The following is a 20,036-nucleotide window of genomic DNA, read 5'->3' as shown; positions in this document are numbered from 1 at the left end:
TCGGGAGGCCGTTTTTTTTTGCCGGAAAAATCTCAAACAATCTTTTACCGAACCGGGCCGCCCAGCCGTTGCCGTCGGCGCGGCGTCGGCGGATGGTAAGGGCAGCGTCGCAGACGAGGATGTCACCATGGAAAGGACGACAGCCCGGCGCGCCAGATCGCCCGCGATTCCCGCCGGCGCCCGCGCCCTGAAACAGGACCGTTTCACCCCCCAACTGGCGACCCTGACCGACCGGGTGCCCGACGGCGATTGGTTCTACGAAATCAAGTTCGATGGCTACCGCCTGCTGGCCCACTTCGAGGACGGCCGGGTCCGCTTGATCACCCGCAACGGCAAGGACTGGAGCGACCGCTTCCCGGCGCTGACCGGCGCCCTGAACGCCCTGAAGATCGACAACGCGGTGCTCGACGGCGAGGTGGTGGCGTTGATGGACGACGGCGTCAGCAGCTTCCGGGCGCTGCAGGAAGCGCTCAGCGAGGGCGACACCGACGCCCTGGTCTATCAGGTGTTCGATCTGCCGGCCCTGAACGGCCAGGACCTGTCCGAGGTGCCCAACCGGGAACGCAAGGCCACCCTGCGCGCCTTGCTGGAAGGGGCCGGCGCCGACGCGCAAGGAACCGTGCGCTACACCGACCACCTGGAAAAGGGCGGTGAGGCGTTGCTGGAGCGGCTCTGTCGCATGGGGCTGGAGGGCCTGATCGCCAAGCGCGCCGACGGCGTCTACCGGCAGAAGCGCAGCAAGGACTGGCTGAAGGTGAAGTGCGCCCGTTACGAGGAATTCGTGGTCGGGGGCTTCACCGATCCCGGCGGCAGCCGCAGCGGCTTCGGCTCGCTGCTGCTGGGGGCGCACGACCAGGACGGCAAGCTGGTGTATGCCGGCCGGGTCGGTACCGGCTTCAACCAGCGTCAACTGGCGTCGATGCACCGGGAACTGCGCGCCCTGGAAACCCGGAGCTCCCCGTTCCACGGGCCGCCGCGCGGCGCCAAGGGCACCCACTGGGTGACACCGCGTCTGGTGGTGGAGGTGGAATACACCGAGCGCACCCGCGACGGGCTGTTGCGTCACCCGGCTTTTCGTGGGCGCCGCGAGGACAAGAGCGCGGACGAGGTGCACTGGGACGATCCGGAGCGTGATCCGGACACCGCGCCCGCCGGCGCCGCCGCCGGTTCTTCGCCGCGCCGCGACGAAGCCTGGGTGGCCGGGGTGCGCATCACCCATCCGGACCGGGTGCTGTACCCGGAGCAGGGGCTCACCAAGGTGGCGCTGGCCCGCTACTACGAGGCCCAGGCCGAGCGCATTCTGCCGGAGCTGGAGCGGCGCCCCCTGGCGTTGCTGCGCTGCCCCCAGGGGCTCGACACCGAGTGCTTTTTCCAGCGTCACCCGCGCCGCCCGATCCCCGACAGCCTGCCCCGGGTGCGTCTGCGCGAAAGCGACGGCGGGGCCGAGTACGTGTACGTGGAAACCGCCGCCCATCTGGTGGCGCTGGTCCAGGCCGGCGTCATGGAACTGCACCCCTGGGGCAGCCGGGTGGACCGGGTGGAGACGCCCGACCGGCTGGTGTTCGATCTGGACCCGGGCCCGGATGTGCCCTGGCGGGAACTGGTCAGGCAGGCACGCGCCCTGGGCGACACCCTGGAGGGCCTGGGCCTGACGCCGTTCGTGCGCACCACCGGCGGCAAGGGCCTGCATCTGGTGGTGCCGCTGCGGCGCGGCACCGGCTGGGACGATGCCAAGGCGTTCGCCCGGGCGGTCTGCGAGCGCCGCGCCGGGCAGGACCCGGACCGGCTCACCGTCAATATGAGCAAGGCCCGCCGGCAGGGGCGCGTGTTTCTTGATTACCTGCGTAACGGTCGCGGTAACACCGCGGTGGCGTCCTATTCCGTGCGGGCCCGGCCGGGGGCCCCGGTGGCGGTGCCCCTGCGCTGGGAGGAACTGGCCACGGTGGGCCGCGCCAATCGTTATGACGTGGACAATCTGAAACGGCGTCTGGCGGCCTTGAAGGATGACCCCTGGGCGGATTTCGACCGTTGCCGGCGCGGCCTGACGCGCGCCATGAAGCGCGAGCTGGCGTTGGATTGAGGCTGGAATAAGGGAGGGCCCATGGCGACCCGAGCGGATTGGTGGCTGGAGCCCGGCAGTGAACACTGCCGCTTCTGCGAGCACCATTTTCATTACGAAGCCGGCTATTTCTGCGTGCATTGCGACCAACCGGTATGCCCGGTCTGTGTCCGCTTCGAGGCGGTGGAGGACCGGGTGGTCTGTCCGGATTGCGGCGAGGCGGCGCCATGAGCGCGCGGGCGATCTGGAAGGGCGTGCTGGTGGCCGGCAAGGAACGGGTGCCGGTCAAACTTTACTCGGCGGTGGCGGATCGGAGCGTGCATTTTCGTCTGCTGCATCGCACCGACAAGGCCCCGGTGCGCCAGGTGCTGGTCAATCCGGGAACCGGCAAGCCGGTGCCCTACGCGGACAGCCTGCGTGCCTGGCAGGCGGACGACGGCCGCCGGGTGCTGCTCACCGACGACGATCTGGCCACCGTGAATCCGGACAAAAGCCGGGATATCGAGCTGCTGAGCGCGCTGCCCCTTGGCGCCATCGACCACCGCTGGTACGACCGGCCCTATTACCTGGGGCCGGACGGCGACGACCGGAGCGACCTGGACGCGCTGGCGACGGCCCTGGAACGGGACAATCGGGAGGGCCTGGCCCGCTGGGTGATGCGCGACAAGGAGTACCTGGGCGCGTTGCGCGTGCACGAAGGGCACCCGATGCTGGTGACCCTGCGGCACCGCGAGCAGGTGGTCAGCCAGACGGCGCTGTCCGCCCCCGGTGGCGCCGCCCTGGACCGCCGCGAACTGGACATGTCGAAGCAACTGATCGGCATGCTGGAGACCCATTTCGACCCCGGTGAATACCAGGACGAATACCGGCAACGGGTGATGGATCTGATCGACACCAAGCGGCGCGGCGGCAAGGTGCGCAAGGCGCCGCCCAAGCGGCGGCGTGCCTCCAGCGACCTGACGCGGGCCCTGGAGGCCAGTCTGAAGCAGCGGTAAGGCAAACCGCCGACGGCAAGGAGCCTGGTATGGCGAAAAAGAAACGCGGCGGGCCCGCCGGCCCGCGTCCGTTCTGGTCCGGCACCCTGGCCTTTGGTCTGGTCAGCCTGCCGGTGGGGTTGTTTCCGGCGCACCGCTCCAAGCCGGTGTCTTTGCACATGGTCGACGCAAAGGGCACCCGTCTGGCGCGCCGCTATGTGTGTTCCAAGGACGGCAAGCCGCTGGAATGGGATCAGTTGATTCGCGGTTATCCGGTGGAGAAGGACCGGTTCGTCACGGTCACCGACAAGGAGCTGGATGCGCTGGCGCCGGAGAAGTCCCAGGAAATCGATCTCAAGCGCTTCGTGCCGGTGGAGGAACTGGACCCCATGCGCTTCGAGCGCGCCTATTTTCTGACGCCGGAAAAAGGCGCCACCAAGGCCTACCGGTTGCTGGCCCGGGCCATGGAGACCACCGGCCGCGCCGGCGTCGCCACCTTCGTCATGCGTGGCAAGGAATACCTGGTGGCGCTGCTCAGCCAGGGCGGCATCCTGCGCGCCGAAACCCTGCGCTTCGAGGACGAACTGCGCACCCCCGCGGATGTGGGGCTGGGCGATCCCGGGTCCCCGGCCACGGCGGCGGTCAAGCGGTTCCAGAGCGCGCTGAAGCCGCTGCGCGCCGAACGCCTGGACGAGGCCGCCCTGGAAGACCGGGAAAGCCAGCGTCTGATCAAACTGGCGCGGCGCAAGCTGAAGGCCGGCGAGGATGTGCTGGGCAAGAAGCGCAAGCGTGGCGCCCGCAAAACCGGCTCCGGTGCGTCGTCCTCGCCGCCGGATTTGCTGGAAACGCTGAAGCGCAGTCTCAAGGAAGGGCTGGAACCCCAGGAGCCGGCGCCCGGGAAAAAATCAGCGAGCAAGAAAACGGCGAGCAAGAAAACGGCGCGAAAAAAGACCGCGCGCGGGAAAACCGCGGGCAAGGAAGCGGCGCTCAGCGAGGAATCCCGGGAGGCGTTGTACCGGCGCGCGCAGGCCCGGGATCTGCCGGGGCGCAGCCGCATGAGCAAGCAGGAACTGGTGGACGCCTTATCCGAGTAGGGTCGGGGGACAAAATAAAAGCCGGGCGGCTTGGCGCCGCCCGGCTCGCTTGACGGTGGCGGGACCGGATCCGATCCCGCCGGCGGGCTCAGTATTTGCCCAGCCAGTCGTCCGCCTGACGCTCGGCGTCTTCGCGGGTGGAGCCGTAACGCTCCTGGATCTTGCCCACCAGCTTGTCCTTGCGTCCTTCGATCTGCTGGAGATCGTCGTCGGTGAGCTTGCCCCAGTTTTTCTTGGCGTCGCCCATCATCTGTTTCCACTTGCCTTTCAAGGTATCGCTGTTCATTGCTGACTCCATGCTTAACGGCGAATTGGAGTCCCCAGTATGCGCGGGTTCGCCGTTTTTCGAAGCCATGAGCTGCCACATTTAGCGTTCTTTTAAGAAGTTTACACTCGTTCCGTTTTCCGGCGGCGCCGGGCACGGACTTGCCGGACGCGGGCCCGCGCCCCATCATGGGCGCCTTTCACGGCGAGGACACAACCATGGCGGCGGTACTGGCGGGCGGTGTGATCATGATCTGGCTGGCATTGAGCGGCGCGCGGGCGCTGCTGGCGGCGGGGTCCGTCACGCTGCACCGGAATGCCGCGGTGATCGCGCCGCTGCTGCTGGCGGCCCTGGAGACGCCCCTGTTCCTGCTGGCGGTGCCCGCCGGCGACCTGCTGCCGGAGGCGCAGCGCTGGCCGGTGGCCTGGGCCCTGGTGGCCCTGGCCTGGCTGATCAACGGCGCGGTGGCCGCCCGGCTTGGGTTCAGAACGTAGACCAGCCGGTGAACTCCATCACCCGGTACAGGGCCTTGCGCCACGCCGAATCGTCCTGATAGGCCGCGTAGGGCAGGCTGAACAGGCGGCCGTCCGTATTGCTCCAGCGCCGTTCGAACAGGGCGCGGGCGGCGGCCAGAGCCGGGTGGTCGGCGGCGGCGCGCAGCGCCACGCTGGTTTCCAGATTGAGATTGTCCAGGTTACGCCGGGTGTAGTTGGCGGAGCCGGCGATCAGCAGCGGCCGCCGGCCGTCGCGCAGCAGCATCTTGGTGTGGCATTGCTCGCCGTGGGTGGCGCACCAGCGCACCGCCACGCCTTCGGCGTGCAATTCCGACGCCACCTGGCGATTGGGCACGCCGTTTTTTTCGCGGCCGAAGGCGTCCTTGTTCGGGTCCAGCAGCAGCCGCACCGTCACCCCCCGTTGCCGGGCCCGGGCCAGGGCGTCCACCAGCGGCCGATGGGACAGATAGAACACCCCCACGTCCAGCCGGTCGCCTTTTTCCGCCTCGTCCACCGCCGCCAGCAGGGCGTCGCGGATGGCGCCTTCGGTCAGCACCCGCAGGGTCGCCTCGGCGCTGTCCGCCGCGCCGGCCGCCGGCGGGGTGGGCCAGTTGTCCCCCAGCCGGGCGCCGGAAAAGGCCGCCACCGCCAGCTCCGATTGCAGCAGGTCCAGCGCCGCCGCGCCGCTGAAGCGCAGCGCGATGTTGGAGTGGGCGCTGCTGGCGTCGTGGGCGTTGGCGGAGGTGACCAGGCCGGTCCAGCGGTCGCCTTCGTCCACCACCAGGGTTTTGCGGTGGTTGGCCTTGAAGTTGATCAACGACAGATAGGTGCGCAGGGTGACCTTGCCGTCGCCGGTGGGATTGGGCAGCCAACCGCCGTCGGTGTCGTTGCCGAACCACTGGCAGCACAGCCGCCATAATCCGGACCACACCGGATTGGAATCGCGCAGCCGGGTCAGATCGGTGAACACCACTTCCACGCCGGCGTCGCGCAGCCGCTGCAGTTGCGGCGCCTCCACGCCGCCATAGAGGGTGTTGAACGGATCGGTGATCAGCACCGCGCGCACGTGGGGACGCTGCCGCTTGCGCGTCACCAGGGCCTCGGTGAGCTGTTCGCTCAGTGGCCTCAGGTTGCCGGTGGTGGCGCCGGCCATGTCGTTGTAGAGGAACATGTCCACCACGATCAGCCGGTCCGCCTGACCGATCAGCCGGAAGAATTCGTCGAAGATCGCCTGCTGGTGATGGCGCTCCGGATCGTCGCCGGCGCCTTCGTTCACCCAGGTGTCGTCGGCCAGCAACGCCACGTCCTCCGCCGCCCGCGCCGGCCAGGCCCGGCCCACGTCCTCCGGCAGCGGTTTATAGCGATGGTAAAGGGCGGTGAGCAACCAGGCGGAGAGCAGAAGCAGGCACATAAGACGCAGGGGGCGGGACTGACGTTTGGGCATGGATATCGGCGGTCGGCAACGGGATCGAGTGTTCAGGATACAGGATGCAAAGTCAGGGCGTGGAGTCGGGCGAGTTGAAAGTCGAAAGTTGAAACGCGGGCCGGGCCGGCACCCACCGTTGCCGGCCACGACCTTTCAACTTTTAACTTGTCACTTTCAACTATTTCTCGGGCAACGCGTAGGTAATGACGTAATCCCCGCTGGGCGTTTCCATGAAATGGTGCCCGGTGGCGACGATCATCAAATACTGACGGCCGTCCGCCTCGTAGACCAGCGGGTTGGCCTGGCCACCGGCGGGCAGCACGTCCTGCCAGACCGTTTCGCCGGTGTCGATGTCGATGGCGCGGATCAGGCCGTCGGTGGCGGCGGCGATAAAGATCAGGCCGCCGGCGGTGACCACGGCGCCGCCGTTATTGGGGGTGCCGATGGTGAACGGCAGGCCGCTGCGAATGCCCCAGGGGCCGTTGGCGCGGGCGGTACCGAAGGGCCGGTCCCACAGGGTGTCGCCGGTTTTCACGTCCACCGCGCGGATGCCGCCATAAGGCGGCTGCTTGCAAAGCAGGCCGGTCCATTTGACGCGCCAGCCGGCGTTCACGTCGATGGCGTAGGGGGTGCCCGCCTGCGGGTCGCCCTGGCCCTCGGCGCCGCCGTGGTCGCGGCCTTCCATTTCCTCGCGGGGTACCCAGCCGTATTGATCGGCTTTCTCCCGGGGCACCAGCCGGTTGTAGTTGGGAGTGATGTTGTAGTTGGCGATCATTACGCCCCGGCTTGGGTCCAGGGCCACGCTGCCCCAGTCGGAGCCGCCGTTGTAGCCGGTGAATTCGATCCAGGGCTGGTCGGCGTTGGGCGGCGTGTACATGCCCCGGTAGTCCGCCCGGCGGTATTGAATGCGGCAGTACATCTGGTCGAAGGGCGTCATGCCCCACATATCGTGGGCGGTCAGGCGCGGTTGCTGCAGCGTGTGGTACAGCGAGTAGGGTTGCGTGGGGCTGCGCTGTTCCGGCTCGGCGCCGCCCTGGGGCACCGGGCGTTCTTCGATGCCCACCAAAGGCTCGCCGGTGCGGCGGTTGAACACATAGACATCGCCCTGCTTGGTGGGCAGCAGAATAGCGGGCACCGGGCCGTCATCGGTGGGGAAATCCAGCAGGGTGGGCTGGGAACCCAGGTCGTAATCCCACACGTCCTTGTGCGTGGTCTGAAAGTGCCAGGCCGGCTTGCCGGTGGTCACATCGATGGCCACCAGGGAGGTGGCCCATTCGTTCTCCGCTTCGCTGCGCGGCGTGCTCCAGTAATCGGCGGCGGAATTGCCCATGGGCAGATAGACCAGGCCCAGCTGGTTGTCGCCCACCGCCGTGGTCCACATATTCGGCGAACCGCGGGTATAGATGGCGTCGCCGGTGAGTGGCTCGCTTTGCTCCGGGCGGCCCGGGTCCCAGGCCCACTTCAGTTCGCCGGTAACCGCGTCGAACGCCTTGATCACCCCGGAGGGCGCGTCCCGGCGCTGGCCGTCCAGCACCTGATGGCCGGTGACCACGGTGTCGCGCACGATCACCGGCGCCGAGTTGATGGACACATAACCCGGCGGGGTTTCGCCCATGTTTTTCTTGATGTCCACTTCGCCGTGGTCGCCAAAGCCGGCGCAGGGTTCGCCGGTGTCCGCGTCCAGCGCCAGGATGCGGCCGTCCAGGGTGCCGGAGAAGATGCGCGCGCGGCAGCCGTCGGCGGCGGCGATTTCCGTGTCGTCGCCGTTGGTCACCGGGGCCGCCACTTCGGTGGGGGCCGGCCCGGTGTCGCCCGGCACCGGCTCGTCGCCGGCTTCGTCGTTGTCGCTGGTGGCCCGGCTGGCCTTCTCTTCGCCGCGCTCGCGGGCGCCGGCCGGCACCTCGTAGTAGGTCACGCCCCGGCAGGCGGCGGTATAGGGCACGGCCTTGCGGGACACCTGAGGGTCGTAGCGCCAGTTCTCGGCGCCGCTGGCGGCGTCCAGGGAAATCACGATATTCCGTGACGTACAAAGGAACACGTCGTCGCCCACCTTCAGGGGCGTGGTCTCGGCGCCCCAGCGCTCCTCGAGCAGGTCGCCGGTGCGATAGGTCCAGGCCCGCTCCAGCCGCGCCACGTTGTCGCGGTTGATCTGGTCCAGGGCGGAATAGCGTTGGGCGCTGTGGCCACCGCCGTAGGCCGGCCAGTCGCCCCGGGCCGGGTTGTCGGCGGTCTGCGCCTGGCCCACGTTGGTGCCCAGGGCGGCGCTGTCCGGGCCCGGTACCGGGTTCGGGTGGGTGCTGCCGAAGGGCACAAAGATCAGGCCGAAGCCGATCAGCACCGCCACCACCAGCAGCCCGGCCACGCCATAGCTGGCGCCCCGGGCGAAGCCGTCCCGCACCCGTGGCGCCACCAGGGCGACCAGCACCGCCAGGCCGATGATCACGTCCATGCGCGGAATCCAGCCCCAGATGTTGGTGCCGGCCTCCCACAGGGTCCACAGCACCGTGCCCAGAAAGACCAGCGCGTAGAGGGCCACGCCGGCGCGCCGGGCGGCGACCAGCAGCGCGCCGGACAACACCAGGCCGAGGCCGGCGATCAGGTAGTACCAGCTGCCGCCCAGCGACGCCAGCCAGGCGCCTCCGGCCAGGTAGGCCAGGCCGAACAGGGCGACCAACAGGCCGATCAGAATCAGGGGCAAGTCCCGTTTGCGAGGGGTTTCAGCCATCGGGGTTCTCCTTCCGTGCTTGGTTGCGGGCATCCTTTGCGAGCCACTGTAACCAGGAAAGAGAGTCAACACCTTATACGCTTTTGTGGGGTTCCCGGTTTTTTACCCCTTTTTAAATTTGCCGGTAACAGAACGGTAACGGGGGTAACGGGGCAACAACGATTGCGCAATAGTGTTCGTATGCGCCGCCATCGACACTGGAAGCCTGCCGGGCCATCGGCCCGAAATCAGGAGCCATAACAATGAAAACAATGACCACGGCCGCCCTGCTGGCGGCCTTGTTGGCGCTGACCGCCTGTGGTGGCGGTGGCGGTTCTTCCAGTGGTGGTGGTGGCGGCGGTGGTGGCGGCGGCACTCCCAATCCCTCCGAGCCCGAACCCCAGCCCACCGCCGGCGAAGGCCGCGTGCAGGTGCTGTCCAACCGCGCCGACCTGATCAGCGGTGGCGACGCCTTGATCCGCGTGGAAGCGGACGATCCGGCCAATCTGCGCGGCGCGCGCCTGCTGGTGGACGGCGAGCCCGCCCGGGCGGATCTGGTGGCGGACGGGGAGGGCGCCCTCAAGGGGCTGGTCAGTGGTCTCGCCCTGGGCGAGAACCGGCTGCGGGTGGTGCTGGCCGACGACACCGTGCTCGACCGCACCGTGATCAATCACCCCAACGGCGGCCCGGTGTTTTCCGGCCCGCAGATTCAACCCTGGCGCTGTACCAATGAGGCGGCGGTGGACGCGCAGTGCAATCAGCCGGCGGAATACCGCTTCAAGTACGTGCCCGCCGACCGTCTGCAAGCGCTGATCACCGGCTTCGACCCGATGAACCCGGGTCTGCCCGCCAGCTTCCTGGAGTACGATCCGGATCAGCCGCCGCCGGCCGGCGACATCGCCACGGTGACCACCGACGACGGCGTGCAAGTGCCGTTCATCGTGCGCGTGGAAACCGGCGTGCAGAACCGCGACCGCTACCAGATCATGACCCTTTACCGGCCCGGTGAGCCGTGGACCGCCACCGCGCCCCAGGATCAGTGGAACGGCAAGCTGCTGATTCACCACGGCGGCAACGTGGGCGTGAGTTTCGCCATGGGCGATCCGCCCAATGGCGACATCGCCGGCACCGCTCCGGACGGCGCCGAGCTGCTGCTCGGCGACAGCATCAGCGTGGCCCTGGGACGCGGCTTCATGACCCTGTCCACCGCCCAGGCCAATCTCGGGCACAACGTCAATCTGGTCACCGCCGCCGAATCCCTGATGATGGCCAAGGAGCGCATCGTCGAGCAGTACGGGGAACTGCGCTACACCATCGGCACCGGCTGTTCCGGCGGCGCCATCGCCCAGCAGCACATCGCCAACGCCTACCCGGGCATCTACCAGGGGCTGATCGTGCAGTGTTCCTACCCGGACGTGTGGACCACCGCCACCCAGTTCGCCGACTACAACCTGCTCAGCCGCTATTTCGGCAACCAGATTCCGGAAGGGCCCGAGGACTTCGTCTCGGTGGTCAGCCGGCTGCTCGGCTCCGGGGTGATCCCGGTGGCCCAGTGGTCCGCGTTCTACGGGCACTTGCCGCTCAATCCGGTGGTGTCCGATCTGGCGTTCTTCCCGTCCGCCTACCCGGACCAGAGCGACTGCCCGGGGCTGGAGGAGGGCATCACCGTTTACGACAAGGAGAGCGCCCCGGACGGCCTGCGCTGCGGCCTGCTGGATTACATGAAGAACCAGTTCGGCACCCGCCCGCCGGAAGTGTGGAGCCCCAACGAATCGCTCTTGTCTCGGGGCTTCACCGGTATTCCGCTGGACAATACCGGCGTGCAGTACGGGCTGCGCGCCTTGCAGCAGGGGCTGATCAGCGGCGACCAGTTCATCAATCTGAACCGGGACATCGGTGGCCTGGACGTGGACATCGACCCGCAGCCGGCGCGCACCGTGGCCGACCCGAAAACCCTGGAAAACGCCTACCGCACCGGCGCCATCAACACCGCCGAGCACCTGGGCGATGTGCCGATCATCGACCTGCGCGGGCCGGACCCGGGCCTGGCCCACGACGCCTACCATTCCTGGCAGATGCGCGCCCGGCTGGAGGCGGCCCGGGGCCACGCCGACAACCAGGTGATCTGGTACGGCGCCGTGCCGCTGGCCGGCGACACCGTCTACACCACCGAGGCGCTGCTGGTCATGGACCGCTGGCTGACCGACATCGAAGCGGACGACGGCGAGGCCCCGCTGGCCGACAAGGTGGTGGCGCACAAACCGATCCAGGCCCGCGACCGCTGCCTGTCGGTGTCGTCGCTGCTGGGCGCGGACGGGCCCATCGTGCCGTTCACCGGCAACCTGCTGTACCCGGATCCGATTCTCCCCGGCCTGGACCCGGGCCTGCTGCCGCCGCCCTCGGAACTGGGCGTGGTGGTGGACGCGGTCACCGGCCAGCTGTGCGGACTGGACGTGGACGGGCTGGTGGACACGGTGGGCGGGTCCCTGGGCCTGGACGGCCTGCTGGGCCCGATTCTCAACCCGCTGCTGGGGCTGGCGGACCCGCTGCTGGCGCTCACCGATCCGGTGGTGGACCTGCAGCAACTGCTGGTGCAGACCCGCTTCGGCACGCCGCGCACGGTGGCCGGTGACGACGTCACCACCCTGACCAACAAGTGTGCCCTGCGGCCGGTGGACCCGGCGGATTACCCGGTGAACCCCCTGACCGGCGTGCTCAGCTCCGAGGCGTTCGCGGCGCGGGTCGCCGAGGTCTTCCCGGACGGGGTTTGCGATTACGATCAGCCGCCGGTGGGCCGGGTGCCGACCCTGACCTGGCTGCGCTACGGCGACGCCGACCGGGTGATCAGCGGTGGCGAACCCATGGACGACGCCGGCGCCGGGGACTCCCGAGGCGGCTGGGCCGCCCCGGCGTTTCAGGTAGGAATGTAAAGCCTGGCGCGGCTGAAGCCGCTCCTACGGCACGCTGTGTAGGAGCGACTTCAGTCGCGATCAGCGGTACTCGTCGAAGCCGTGGTCGTCCTGGAACGTCAGCGGCTGCTCCCAGCCCGGCAGACGAATGGCCTTGTCGGTGACGGTCAGATCGTCGCCGTTCAGTACGCCATCGTTGAAGTGATACTCCGGCACCACCTGGCCGGCCAGGGCGCGGCGGTCGTAGTCCGCCGCCGCCTGGCGGGTGGCGGCGCTGCGGTCGCGCCAGGCGTCCAGGGTCCGGTCGCCGTGGCGGCGGGCCAGCAGGTCGGTGGTGCGCTCCGGCGACAGCACCACGGCGGTGGCGTTGTTGCCGCCGAACCCCTTGGAGTTGAGCAGCGCCGCCGAGGGCCGCAGTTGGCGGTGTTCGCGGGCCAGGGAAAGGCGGTCCGCGTACAGGTCGTCGGCGAAGCGGTCCACGGTGGCGATGCCCGGCAGCAGGCCGTCGCTGAAGGTGCCCAGGGTGGCCGCCAGCTGGTCGCCGCCGGCGCTGCCCAGGGAGTGGCCCACATAGGCCTTGATCGCCGCCACCGGCCAGTCGCGGATGCCGAAGGCTTCCGCCACCTGGTTGATCACGTGGGATTCGGTGACCCGGTTTTGCGGCGTGCCGGTGCCGTGGGCGTGCACCAGGGTGTCGTGGCGCAGGGCGTCCTCGCCGATCAGCTGGCGTACCAGATGGGCGCTGCGCGCGAGGGTCAGGTAGTTGCCGATGCCCGGTGAGGAGATCGACTTCTTGGCGCCGTCGGCGTGCACGAACACGTCCGGCACGGCGCCGAGAATATCCGCGCCCAGTTCCAGGGCCAGTTCATCGTCCATCAGCACCGCGAACTGGGCGGACTCCGCCATGGTGAAGCCGCAGTTGTCGCCGAACGGCCGGCAGGCGCGGCGCAGATCCGGCCGGTCGGCGCCGTCCAGCGCCGCCAGGGCCTCGTCCTCGGCCAGCGCGCCCATGGCGCGATAACCTTCCATCACCTCCGGGACCAGCGGCGCTTCGCTGGTCCCGACCACCACCAGCCGGGCGCGCCCGGCGCGAATGGCGTGCACCGCGCGCTCCAGGTTATAGAGGAAGGTGGCGCAGGCGCCCAGCAGGCCGCCGGTGCCGCCGGCGCTGCGCAGCACATAGGCATTGATGAAGTCGGCGGTCATTTCGCCGAGCCCCAGCGGGCATTGTTTGGACGTGGTGCGCTGGCCCAGGGCCGGGGCGCGCATCATGCCGCCGAGCCCGGCGTCGTCCAGCTGCGCCATGGCGTTGGAGGCGAACACCGCCACCTGATCCGGGGCCAGCCGGCCGCGCAGTTGTTCCCAGGGAATACCGAGCATGCCGAAGGCATCGCTGACGCCATAGATCGCCATCTGCAGGGCCCGGGGGTGGTTGCGCGACGCGTACAGGGCGCCCGGGTCGAAGCCGTCCGGCAACTGGCCGGCGGCGCTGACCCGGCGGGCGATGGGCGTGGGCACGCGCAGGCCGGCGCCGGCGGGCACGGTCACCCGGCTGCGCTGGCGGTTGATGGCCTCCACCCGCCAGCCTTCCGGCAGCGGCTCGGGCAGATCCAGGTTGCGCATTTCCAGGGTCACCGGCCCGTCGCTGTGGCCGTTCACCGCCAGATTCAGGCGGCGGTCCGCCGGCAGGCCGCGGATCAGGGTGCCGTTGAGCAGCGCGTCCCGCCCGGTGGTGCCGGTCAGCGCCGCCAGGGCCCCCAGGGTGCTGTCCTGCCGGGCCGGTTCCAGGGCATCGAACACCAAACGGCGAAAGCCATGATGCAGGGACGTGCGGCCGGCGGCATTGATGCCACCCATGGCGGTAATGACGGGCAGGGCGGACATAGAACTCCCCAGAATGTGACTGAGCGGTCGATTCTAGGCGTCCGCGGGACGTTTGCGTATTGGTCAGAGGGGTTGATGTTGCAACCGGATATTACCGCGCCCTCAGATCAGCTCCACCGCCACCGCCGTGGCTTCGCCGCCACCGATGCACAGGCTGGCCACGCCGCGCCGGCCGCCGGTGCGCTTCAAGGCGTGGATCAGGGTCAGGATAATGCGCGATCCGGTGGAGCCGATGGGGTGCCCCAGGGCGCAGGCGCCGCCGTGGATATTGAGCTTGTCATGGGGAATGCCCAGATCGAGCATCGGCATCATCGCCACCATGGCGAAGGCCTCGTTGATCTCGAACAGATCCACGTCGTCCACGCTCCAGCCCACTTTTTTCAGCAGTTTTTCGGTGGCGCCGATGGGGGCCACGGTGAACTCGCTGGGGTGACGGCTGTTGGTGGCATGGCCGAGCATCCGCGCCAGCGGTTTCAGGCCGCGCTGTTCGGCCACGCTTTCGCGAGCCAGCACCAGCGCCGAGGCGCCGTCGGAGATGGAACTGGCGTTGGCGGCGGTGACCGTGCCGTCCTTCTTGAAGGCCGGCTTCAGCCCGGGAATTTTGTCGATGTTGGCGTTGCCCGGCTGTTCATCGGTGTCGACCACGGTTTCACCTTTGCGCGTTTGCACCGTCACCGGCACGATCTCGTCGGCGAACCAGCCGTTGGCGATGGCCGCCTGGGCACGCTTCAGGGATTCAATGGCGAAGGCGTCCATCTGCTCGCGGCTGATGCCGCGCTGGTCCGCCACGTCCTGGGCGAAGGCGCCCATCAGACGGCCGGTTTCCGCGTCCTCCAGACCGTCCAGGAACATATGATCGAACACCTGCCCGTGGCCCATGCGGTAACCGGCGCGGGCTTTGTCCAGCACGTAGGGCGCGTTGCTCATGGACTCCATGCCGCCGCTGACCACGATGTCGTGGCTGCCTGCCTTGATCATGTCATGACAAAACATGGTGGCGCGCATGCCGGAGCCGCACAGCTTGTTGATGGTGGTGGCGCCGGTGCCGTCGGGCAGACCGGCCAGACGCATGGCCTGGCGGGCCGGGCCTTGCTTCAGGCCGGCGGGCAGCACGCAGCCCATCACCACGTCCTCGATATCGGCGGCTTGCAGGCCGGCCCGGGCCACCGCCTCGCGGATGCTGGCGGCGCCCAGCTGCGGCGCGCTCATCGGCGCCAGCGCACCCTGGAAGCCGCCCATGGCGGTGCGCGCCCCGTTGACGATAACGACGGATTCGTTGGCCATGTCATTTCTCCGCGATCACAAAATAGATGATGAAAAAACGCGGCCATTCTACTTGAGATACCCGGTCGGGTCCCCATGTGGGTTTTTGAATACATACCCGCGAATTTATGGAAAAAGCAATCATTCTCAACAAGGGGTCAAATCGCGTAAAACGTACCGCTTACAGGGGCCTGGCCTCAGTGGTTCGCGGTTAAGCTGCTTGTTATGATGCTGCCTAAATTCGCAGTCCGAATGCTAAATTCGACCAACCGTCAGGGGAATTGACCATGGCTTTTGAACTTCCGCCGCTTCCGTATGAGAAAGACGCTCTCGAACCGCACATCTCCGCGGAGACCCTCGAGTACCACCACGGCAAGCACCACAACGCCTACGTCACCAAGCTCAACGACATGATCAAGGGCACCGATGACGAAGGGAAATCCCTGGAAGAGATCATCAAGAGCGCCAAGGGCGGTCTGTTCAACCAGGCGGCCCAGGTCTGGAACCACACCTTCTACTGGAACAGCCTGAGCCCGAACGGCGGTGGCGAGCCCACCGGCGCCCTGGCCGACGCCATCAACAAGAAGTTCGGTTCCTTCGACAAGTTCAAGGAAGAGTTCGAAGCCAAGGGTGCCGGCAACTTCGGCTCCGGCTGGACCTGGCTGGTGAAAACCTCCGATGGCGGCGTGGACATCGTCAACACCGACGACGCGGACACCCCGATCGCCCACGACAACGGCCAGACCCCGCTGATGACCGTGGACGTGTGGGAACACGCCTACTACATCGACTACCGCAATGCCCGTCCCAAGTACCTGTCTTCCATCTGGAACCTGATCAACTGGGACTTCGCGGCCAAGAACTTCGGGTAAAGAAGTACCGAACACCTTCCATCGCCGCATCCGCGGCCGCCGTTGGCGGCCGCCCTTCGGGGCGCCGCCGGGGGCCCGCTCTCCGCGTTGCGGTCTCTTGACGTAGCGCTGCTACGCCTGCGAGCCCGCGCCTTGAGAGCGAACCCCCGGCGACGCCGGAAGCGGCGCTGGAAGGCGCCCGGCACTTCCAGCTATAAGTAACCGTTTTTAACAACAACCCTTTGTTCTCTCCCTCCTTCTCCTTGAGCGGAAAGGTTGCGACGGGCGGGGTGGAACTTTCCTCTGTCTTTACCGCACCAAGCCCCCACCACCGTGCGCCGATCCCGGCGGGCGGGTAACATGCGTGTTTTCTCACTTCGCACAGGAATTCGCCAATGACCCAAGAGCGTGACGTGAAACTGGGTGATATCGACGACGTGAACGTGGACGAACCCCGGCGCCGGCCCGCCGGTGAGGACCGTCCGGCCCGCGGCGGCGGTGGTGGCGGTACCGGTGGTAATGGCGGAGGCCGGGGCGGCAACGGCGGTGGGCGGGGTGAACGCCCGGCGCCGCGCCGGGCGCCGCCGCCGCGCCGCGACGAAGGCGGTGGCTCCGGCGGCTGGATCATTCTGACGCTGGTGCTGGCCGTGGCGCTGGCGGTAGCGTGCACTTACTTTTACCGCGAGATCAGCAGCCTTCAGGGGCAGATGGAAAGCCGCATGGGCCTGTCCTCCGAGCAGTTGGAGAACCTGCAGGCCCGGCTCTCCGCCACCGACGAATCCCTGGACCAGTCCTCCGGCAAGCTGCGCGGCACCCTCAGCGAACACAGCAAGGCCATCGACACCAACAGCGCCGAGATCCGCAAGCTCTGGGACGTGAGCAACAAGCGCAACAAGGATTGGATCGAGGAAAACCAGAAGAACCTGGCCAGCGTGCAGAAAAGCCTCAAGGACAACGAAAGCGCCACCGCCGCCCTGAAGAAAACCGTGGACGGCTACGACCAGAGCATCAAGCAGGCCCGCGACCAGATCGCCGACCTGCAGAAGAAGGTGGACAGCGCGGTGAAGGCGGTCAACGACGCCAACGGCCAGTGGCGCACCCAGATCAGCCAGCTGGAAACCCAGGTGGACGTGGTGGTCGATACCGTCAAACAGCTGGAACAGCAGAACCAGGCCCAGAAACAGGCCCTGGCCAAACTGCAGGGCAACCAGGCCAGCGCCGACCAGCTCAACCAGCGCCTCTCCAACATCGAGGACGCCATCAAGGCCTTCGATCAGTACCGGCTGCAGGTCAACAACCGGCTGGACCGCATCGAGCAGTAAAACCCGTGCTTCGCTCAGCCTTGCTCATACCTGCTCAGCCCTTCAGGGGGCTGAGCGGCTATTTCCAGGGCGCGCCCGCATCCAGATGCCGAGCCAGTTCCATGGCGTCGTGGAGGACCCGGCCGACCAGAATGCGCTCCGCCTCGACACGGTAGATCACAAAGTGGCGGGGGCGCCGCACCATACCCGTATCGGTGCGCGCCCGCTCGCGACTCAGGTGAAGGTGCCAGGAGCGGACGCCAGGGCCCAGTTCGGGGCGCTCCACACTGCCGGGCCTCGCCGGTTGATGGGCAAGGTCTCGCAAGGCGGTAGCCAGCAGCGCCTGATAACGCAGACGGGCCGCTTCTCCAAACCGCTCATGCGTCCAGCCAAGAATGTCGCGGATATCGTCCTGCGCGGCGGCGGAGAGAACATAGCGCATGGTCAATCGCGGGTTCTTTCCCGAGCGGCGCTTTGTCCCAACTGGCCCAGGTAGTCGTCCAGACGGTCTTCGGCGACCTCCTGATAGCGCCCGGCCTCAATGTCGGACCACCCTCGGGCGGCGGCGTCCTTGAGTAGCTGCAGCCTGGCCGCCTCCTGCTGCTCGCGCAGTTCGATCATGCGCAGGCCTTCCCTCAATACCTCGCTGGCATTCTGATACCGGCCCGACCGGACCAGTGTTTCCACCAACTCATGTTGATGATCACTGAGAACCACATTGCGCGTTGGCACGGTGGGCGCTCCGTAGTGGATGACGATTCCAAGGATAACGCTGTTGGCATAAACTGCCAATGGCGGGTCATGCCGGCACGGGCCGGCCCCACCAGTGGTATTCCCTCGGCCGGCTGCTACAATGGCGCGCCTGCGCCAGTGGTGGAATTGGTAGACACGTCAGGTTTAGGTCCTGATGCCGCAAGGTGTGGGGGTTCAAGTCCCTCCTGGCGCACCATCCTTTCTATGCCTGCCTTTCACAGCCAGACGCCGGGCCGTACCTCGTGATATCAGTCAAGGACCAGGCCCACTTCCGAGAGCAGGGTCGCGGCGCTGGCTTTCTGGTTGTCCGTGGCTTCCGCCGTCCAGGTGACGGTGATCCGTTTGGCGGCATTGTCGTCGCACCGGATACTTTCCACGCCCGGACCGGTCAGGGTGCGGCGCGCCTGATACTCGGCCGCGTCCTGACGCAGCCGATAGCGGGCAATCTTTCCCAGCGGTGTGAGCGGCAGTTCCGGCATGACGAAGACATGCTTCGGGCGTGCTGGCGGTTCAGCGATACGCTGGTTGACGAACTCCAGGATCTCCGTGTGGTCCCCCGTTGCGCCGGGCGGGGGCGCCACATAAAGAACGGGTAATTCTCCCGCATAGGCATCCGGCATGGCGATCGCCGCCGACTGGGCAACGAACGGATGTTGCATGGCCACTTCTTCGATCAAAAGCGGGTCGATATTGTGACCGCTACGAATGATGATTTCCTTGCTGCGGCCGACCAATCTAAGCTCGCCATCCGCCGTGACCTCTCCGATATCGCCGGTACTGATCCAGCCGTCCCGGGGCCCGGCCTGAAGGCCGTTGTTGGTGCGATAGCCCTGAAATACGTTTGGACCGGAAACGAACACTTCGCCCTGATCGCCAGGGCGGAAGCTTTCCCCGGGGCCGCCAATCGCCACGCTCATCATTGGAATGGGCCGCCCGCCAGTGGTGGGCACGAATCCGCCGGAGGTGTTCTGCGCGGTGGTGATGCCGGCGGTTTCCGTCTGGCCGTAGAGTTGGTAGACCGGACGTCCGCTGAGTTTTTCCACGTTCCTTTTCAATTCCTGGGCCAGAGGGGAGCCGCCCGTCACCAGGCCCCTGAGGGTGGTCAGCGTCGCCTCGCCGCGCGGACTGGACGCCATGGCCGAGAGCATCGTGGGTACGCCCCCCACGATGGTGGCCCGGGTCTCGTCGACCAGTGACCAGAAACGGGCGATGACCTCCGGGTTGCGCAGCCCCAGAGCGGTTGGAAACATTATGGTGGTCCCGGCGGTGAGGCCGGAAAGGAGTATGTCCACGGCGCCGCCCACATGGAATAGCGGCAGGCCGGAGAGAATACGGTCCGTGTCCCTCCATCCCAGCCCGCCGGCGGCCATGATGGCACCGGCGGCCAGATTGCGCTGCGTCAGCTCCGCGAGCTTGGGGGCGCCGGTGGTGCCGCCGGTGTGCACCAGGGCCGCGGGGGCGTGCGGATTGGCGGTGACCTGGTCATCGCCTTCGCCGTCCTTAAGCAACTCGCACCAGCCGGATACGCCGGAGCCCGGTTCGCCCACCGGCACCTCCACCAGGTCCACCTCCGCTTCCAGTTGTTCGATGGCCGCTTTGACTCTGGCGTGAACATCCAGAGCCGGGTGGGGGCCCATGACGATCACGGTCTTTACTCGCGCCAACCGGAACTGGGAGGCCATGGCGTCCGGGGAGAGCAGAAGGTTGACCGGGAAGGCGACGCCCACGGTCAGCGCCGCGATCAGGCTGGACACGGCTTGTGGAATCAGGGGCAGCAGCAGGGCAACGCCGTCGTTCTGGGACAGCCCGCGTGCCCGCAGCGCCCGGCAGAGCGTTTCCACTTCCCGCAGCAGTTGCTGGTAGCTAAGGCTCACCGGCCGGGCGTCGCTGGCGTCGCGCAGGTAGACCAGGGCAGGGTGATCCGGCCGCCGGGCGGCGCTGGCGCGCAGCAGCGCCAGCGGGCTCGGTGACTGATCAAGCAGGGCGGCGGCCCGGGCGTCTTCATGGGGAACGGCCTGACTCATTGCATCGTTTCCTTTGTTGTTCTGAAATCATTGTC

The 20,036-nt window shown here is 67.4% G+C and carries 16 protein-coding genes and 1 tRNA gene; 9 read left to right on the top strand and 8 right to left on the bottom strand.

What is annotated here, in order from left to right:
- The first annotated feature begins 127 nt into the window (after window positions 1–127).
- Genes ligD through ku (IM760_RS09185) form a run of 4 tightly spaced genes read left to right on the top strand, consistent with a single transcriptional unit; the run spans window position 128 to window position 4,127 of the window.
- A complete protein-coding gene (gene ligD / locus IM760_RS09200; protein WP_204428540.1) occupies window positions 128–2,080 on the top strand; it encodes a DNA ligase D in 1,953 nt (650 codons plus the stop codon).
- A 21-nt stretch (window positions 2,081–2,101) separates the two neighbouring features.
- Window positions 2,102–2,290 (top strand): hypothetical protein, encoded by a 189-nt coding sequence (locus tag IM760_RS09195; protein ID WP_204428539.1) that lies wholly within the window; start codon window positions 2,102–2,104, stop codon window positions 2,288–2,290.
- Window positions 2,287–3,054, top strand: coding sequence for a non-homologous end joining protein Ku (gene ku / locus IM760_RS09190; RefSeq protein ID WP_204428538.1), 768 nt, complete (start codon window positions 2,287–2,289; stop codon window positions 3,052–3,054). The genes IM760_RS09195 and ku (IM760_RS09190) overlap by 4 nt, the downstream gene beginning before the upstream one ends.
- A gap of 29 nt (window positions 3,055–3,083) precedes the next feature.
- On the top strand, window positions 3,084–4,127 hold the full coding sequence (ku, locus tag IM760_RS09185; protein ID WP_204428536.1) for a non-homologous end joining protein Ku: 1,044 nt from the start codon (window positions 3,084–3,086) through the stop codon (window positions 4,125–4,127).
- Window positions 4,128–4,215: 88 nt separating this feature from the next.
- Here ku (IM760_RS09185) and IM760_RS09180 read toward each other — a convergent pair whose 3' ends face one another.
- Entirely contained in the window at window positions 4,216–4,413 is a 198-nt protein-coding gene (locus tag IM760_RS09180; RefSeq protein ID WP_204428534.1) for a CsbD family protein, read from the bottom strand.
- Between the two features lie 197 nt (window positions 4,414–4,610).
- Here IM760_RS09180 and IM760_RS09175 point away from each other — a divergent pair, with 197 nt between their 5' ends.
- A complete protein-coding gene (locus IM760_RS09175) occupies window positions 4,611–4,886 on the top strand; it encodes a hypothetical protein (protein WP_204428532.1) in 276 nt (91 codons plus the stop codon).
- Here IM760_RS09175 and IM760_RS09170 read toward each other — a convergent pair.
- A complete protein-coding gene (locus IM760_RS09170; protein ID WP_239549714.1) occupies window positions 4,876–6,330 on the bottom strand; it encodes a phospholipase D family protein in 1,455 nt (484 codons plus the stop codon). The genes IM760_RS09175 and IM760_RS09170 overlap by 11 nt on opposite strands.
- A 160-nt stretch (window positions 6,331–6,490) precedes the next feature.
- Window positions 6,491–9,037, bottom strand: coding sequence for a membrane-bound PQQ-dependent dehydrogenase, glucose/quinate/shikimate family (locus tag IM760_RS09165; RefSeq protein ID WP_204428530.1), 2,547 nt, complete (start codon window positions 9,035–9,037; stop codon window positions 6,491–6,493).
- 242 nt (window positions 9,038–9,279) lie between these two features.
- Here IM760_RS09165 and IM760_RS09160 point away from each other — a divergent pair, with 242 nt between their 5' ends.
- Window positions 9,280–11,946 carry a DUF6351 family protein gene (locus tag IM760_RS09160; RefSeq protein ID WP_204428528.1) on the top strand — a complete coding sequence of 889 codons (2,667 nt, stop codon included), beginning with the start codon at window positions 9,280–9,282 and terminating at the stop codon, window positions 11,944–11,946.
- A 60-nt stretch (window positions 11,947–12,006) separates the two neighbouring features.
- On the opposite strand, the gene IM760_RS09155 is transcribed toward IM760_RS09160, so the two are convergent.
- Window positions 12,007–13,809 carry a beta-ketoacyl synthase gene (locus IM760_RS09155; RefSeq protein ID WP_204428526.1) on the bottom strand — a complete coding sequence of 601 codons (1,803 nt, stop codon included), beginning with the start codon at window positions 13,807–13,809 and terminating at the stop codon, window positions 12,007–12,009.
- 102 nt (window positions 13,810–13,911) lie between these two features.
- Window positions 13,912–15,093 (bottom strand): acetyl-CoA C-acyltransferase, encoded by a 1,182-nt coding sequence (locus tag IM760_RS09150; protein WP_204428524.1) that lies wholly within the window; start codon window positions 15,091–15,093, stop codon window positions 13,912–13,914.
- A 266-nt stretch (window positions 15,094–15,359) separates the two neighbouring features.
- Here IM760_RS09150 and IM760_RS09145 point away from each other — a divergent pair, with 266 nt between their 5' ends.
- Window positions 15,360–15,944, top strand: coding sequence for a superoxide dismutase (locus IM760_RS09145; RefSeq protein WP_204428522.1), 585 nt, complete (start codon window positions 15,360–15,362; stop codon window positions 15,942–15,944).
- 374 nt (window positions 15,945–16,318) lie between these two features.
- Window positions 16,319–17,245, top strand: coding sequence for a coiled-coil domain-containing protein (locus tag IM760_RS09140; RefSeq protein ID WP_204428520.1), 927 nt, complete (start codon window positions 16,319–16,321; stop codon window positions 17,243–17,245).
- 58 nt (window positions 17,246–17,303) lie between these two features.
- On the opposite strand, the gene IM760_RS09135 is transcribed toward IM760_RS09140, so the two are convergent.
- Both IM760_RS09135 and IM760_RS09130 read right to left on the bottom strand, forming a co-directional pair.
- Window positions 17,304–17,666 (bottom strand): type II toxin-antitoxin system RelE/ParE family toxin, encoded by a 363-nt coding sequence (locus tag IM760_RS09135; protein WP_239549722.1) that lies wholly within the window; start codon window positions 17,664–17,666, stop codon window positions 17,304–17,306.
- A 2-nt stretch (window positions 17,667–17,668) separates the two neighbouring features.
- Window positions 17,669–17,956, bottom strand: a complete 288-nt coding sequence (locus tag IM760_RS09130) for a type II toxin-antitoxin system ParD family antitoxin (RefSeq protein WP_204428516.1) — start codon at window positions 17,954–17,956, stop codon at window positions 17,669–17,671.
- A 132-nt stretch (window positions 17,957–18,088) separates the two neighbouring features.
- Between IM760_RS09130 and IM760_RS09125 the strand changes: the two genes are divergently transcribed.
- A tRNA-Leu gene (locus IM760_RS09125) sits at window positions 18,089–18,173 on the top strand.
- 52 nt (window positions 18,174–18,225) lie between these two features.
- Here IM760_RS09125 and IM760_RS09120 read toward each other — a convergent pair.
- Window positions 18,226–20,001, bottom strand: coding sequence for an AMP-binding protein (locus IM760_RS09120; RefSeq protein ID WP_204428514.1), 1,776 nt, complete (start codon window positions 19,999–20,001; stop codon window positions 18,226–18,228).
- Window positions 20,002–20,036 lie beyond the last annotated feature (35 nt).

Origin of the sequence: Alloalcanivorax marinus (genome assembly GCF_016906305.1) — a bacterium.
Taxonomy (GTDB): Bacteria; Pseudomonadota; Gammaproteobacteria; order Pseudomonadales; family Alcanivoracaceae; genus Alloalcanivorax; species Alloalcanivorax marinus.
The sequence above is the reverse complement of the archived record's forward strand: the minus strand, read 5'-3'. Positions and strand labels throughout refer to the sequence as shown.

Excerpts from the sequence above, each read along its gene's own strand:
- ligD (WP_204428540.1), top strand. The coding sequence starts at position 128 with ATGGAAAGGACGACAGCCCGGCGCGCCAGATCGCCCGCGATTCCCGCC.
- IM760_RS09195 (WP_204428539.1), top strand. The coding sequence starts at position 2,102 with ATGGCGACCCGAGCGGATTGGTGGCTGGAGCCCGGCAGTGAACACTGC.
- ku (WP_204428538.1), top strand. The coding sequence starts at position 2,287 with ATGAGCGCGCGGGCGATCTGGAAGGGCGTGCTGGTGGCCGGCAAGGAA.
- ku (WP_204428536.1), top strand. The coding sequence starts at position 3,084 with ATGGCGAAAAAGAAACGCGGCGGGCCCGCCGGCCCGCGTCCGTTCTGG.
- IM760_RS09180 (WP_204428534.1), bottom strand. The coding sequence starts at position 4,413 with ATGAACAGCGATACCTTGAAAGGCAAGTGGAAACAGATGATGGGCGAC.
- IM760_RS09175 (WP_204428532.1), top strand. The coding sequence starts at position 4,611 with ATGGCGGCGGTACTGGCGGGCGGTGTGATCATGATCTGGCTGGCATTG.
- IM760_RS09170 (WP_239549714.1), bottom strand. The coding sequence starts at position 6,330 with ATGCCCAAACGTCAGTCCCGCCCCCTGCGTCTTATGTGCCTGCTTCTG.
- IM760_RS09165 (WP_204428530.1), bottom strand. The coding sequence starts at position 9,037 with ATGGCTGAAACCCCTCGCAAACGGGACTTGCCCCTGATTCTGATCGGC.
- IM760_RS09160 (WP_204428528.1), top strand. The coding sequence starts at position 9,280 with ATGAAAACAATGACCACGGCCGCCCTGCTGGCGGCCTTGTTGGCGCTG.
- IM760_RS09155 (WP_204428526.1), bottom strand. The coding sequence starts at position 13,809 with ATGTCCGCCCTGCCCGTCATTACCGCCATGGGTGGCATCAATGCCGCC.
- IM760_RS09150 (WP_204428524.1), bottom strand. The coding sequence starts at position 15,093 with ATGGCCAACGAATCCGTCGTTATCGTCAACGGGGCGCGCACCGCCATG.
- IM760_RS09145 (WP_204428522.1), top strand. The coding sequence starts at position 15,360 with ATGGCTTTTGAACTTCCGCCGCTTCCGTATGAGAAAGACGCTCTCGAA.
- IM760_RS09140 (WP_204428520.1), top strand. The coding sequence starts at position 16,319 with ATGACCCAAGAGCGTGACGTGAAACTGGGTGATATCGACGACGTGAAC.
- IM760_RS09135 (WP_239549722.1), bottom strand. The coding sequence starts at position 17,666 with ATGCGCTATGTTCTCTCCGCCGCCGCGCAGGACGATATCCGCGACATT.
- IM760_RS09120 (WP_204428514.1), bottom strand. The coding sequence starts at position 20,001 with ATGAGTCAGGCCGTTCCCCATGAAGACGCCCGGGCCGCCGCCCTGCTT.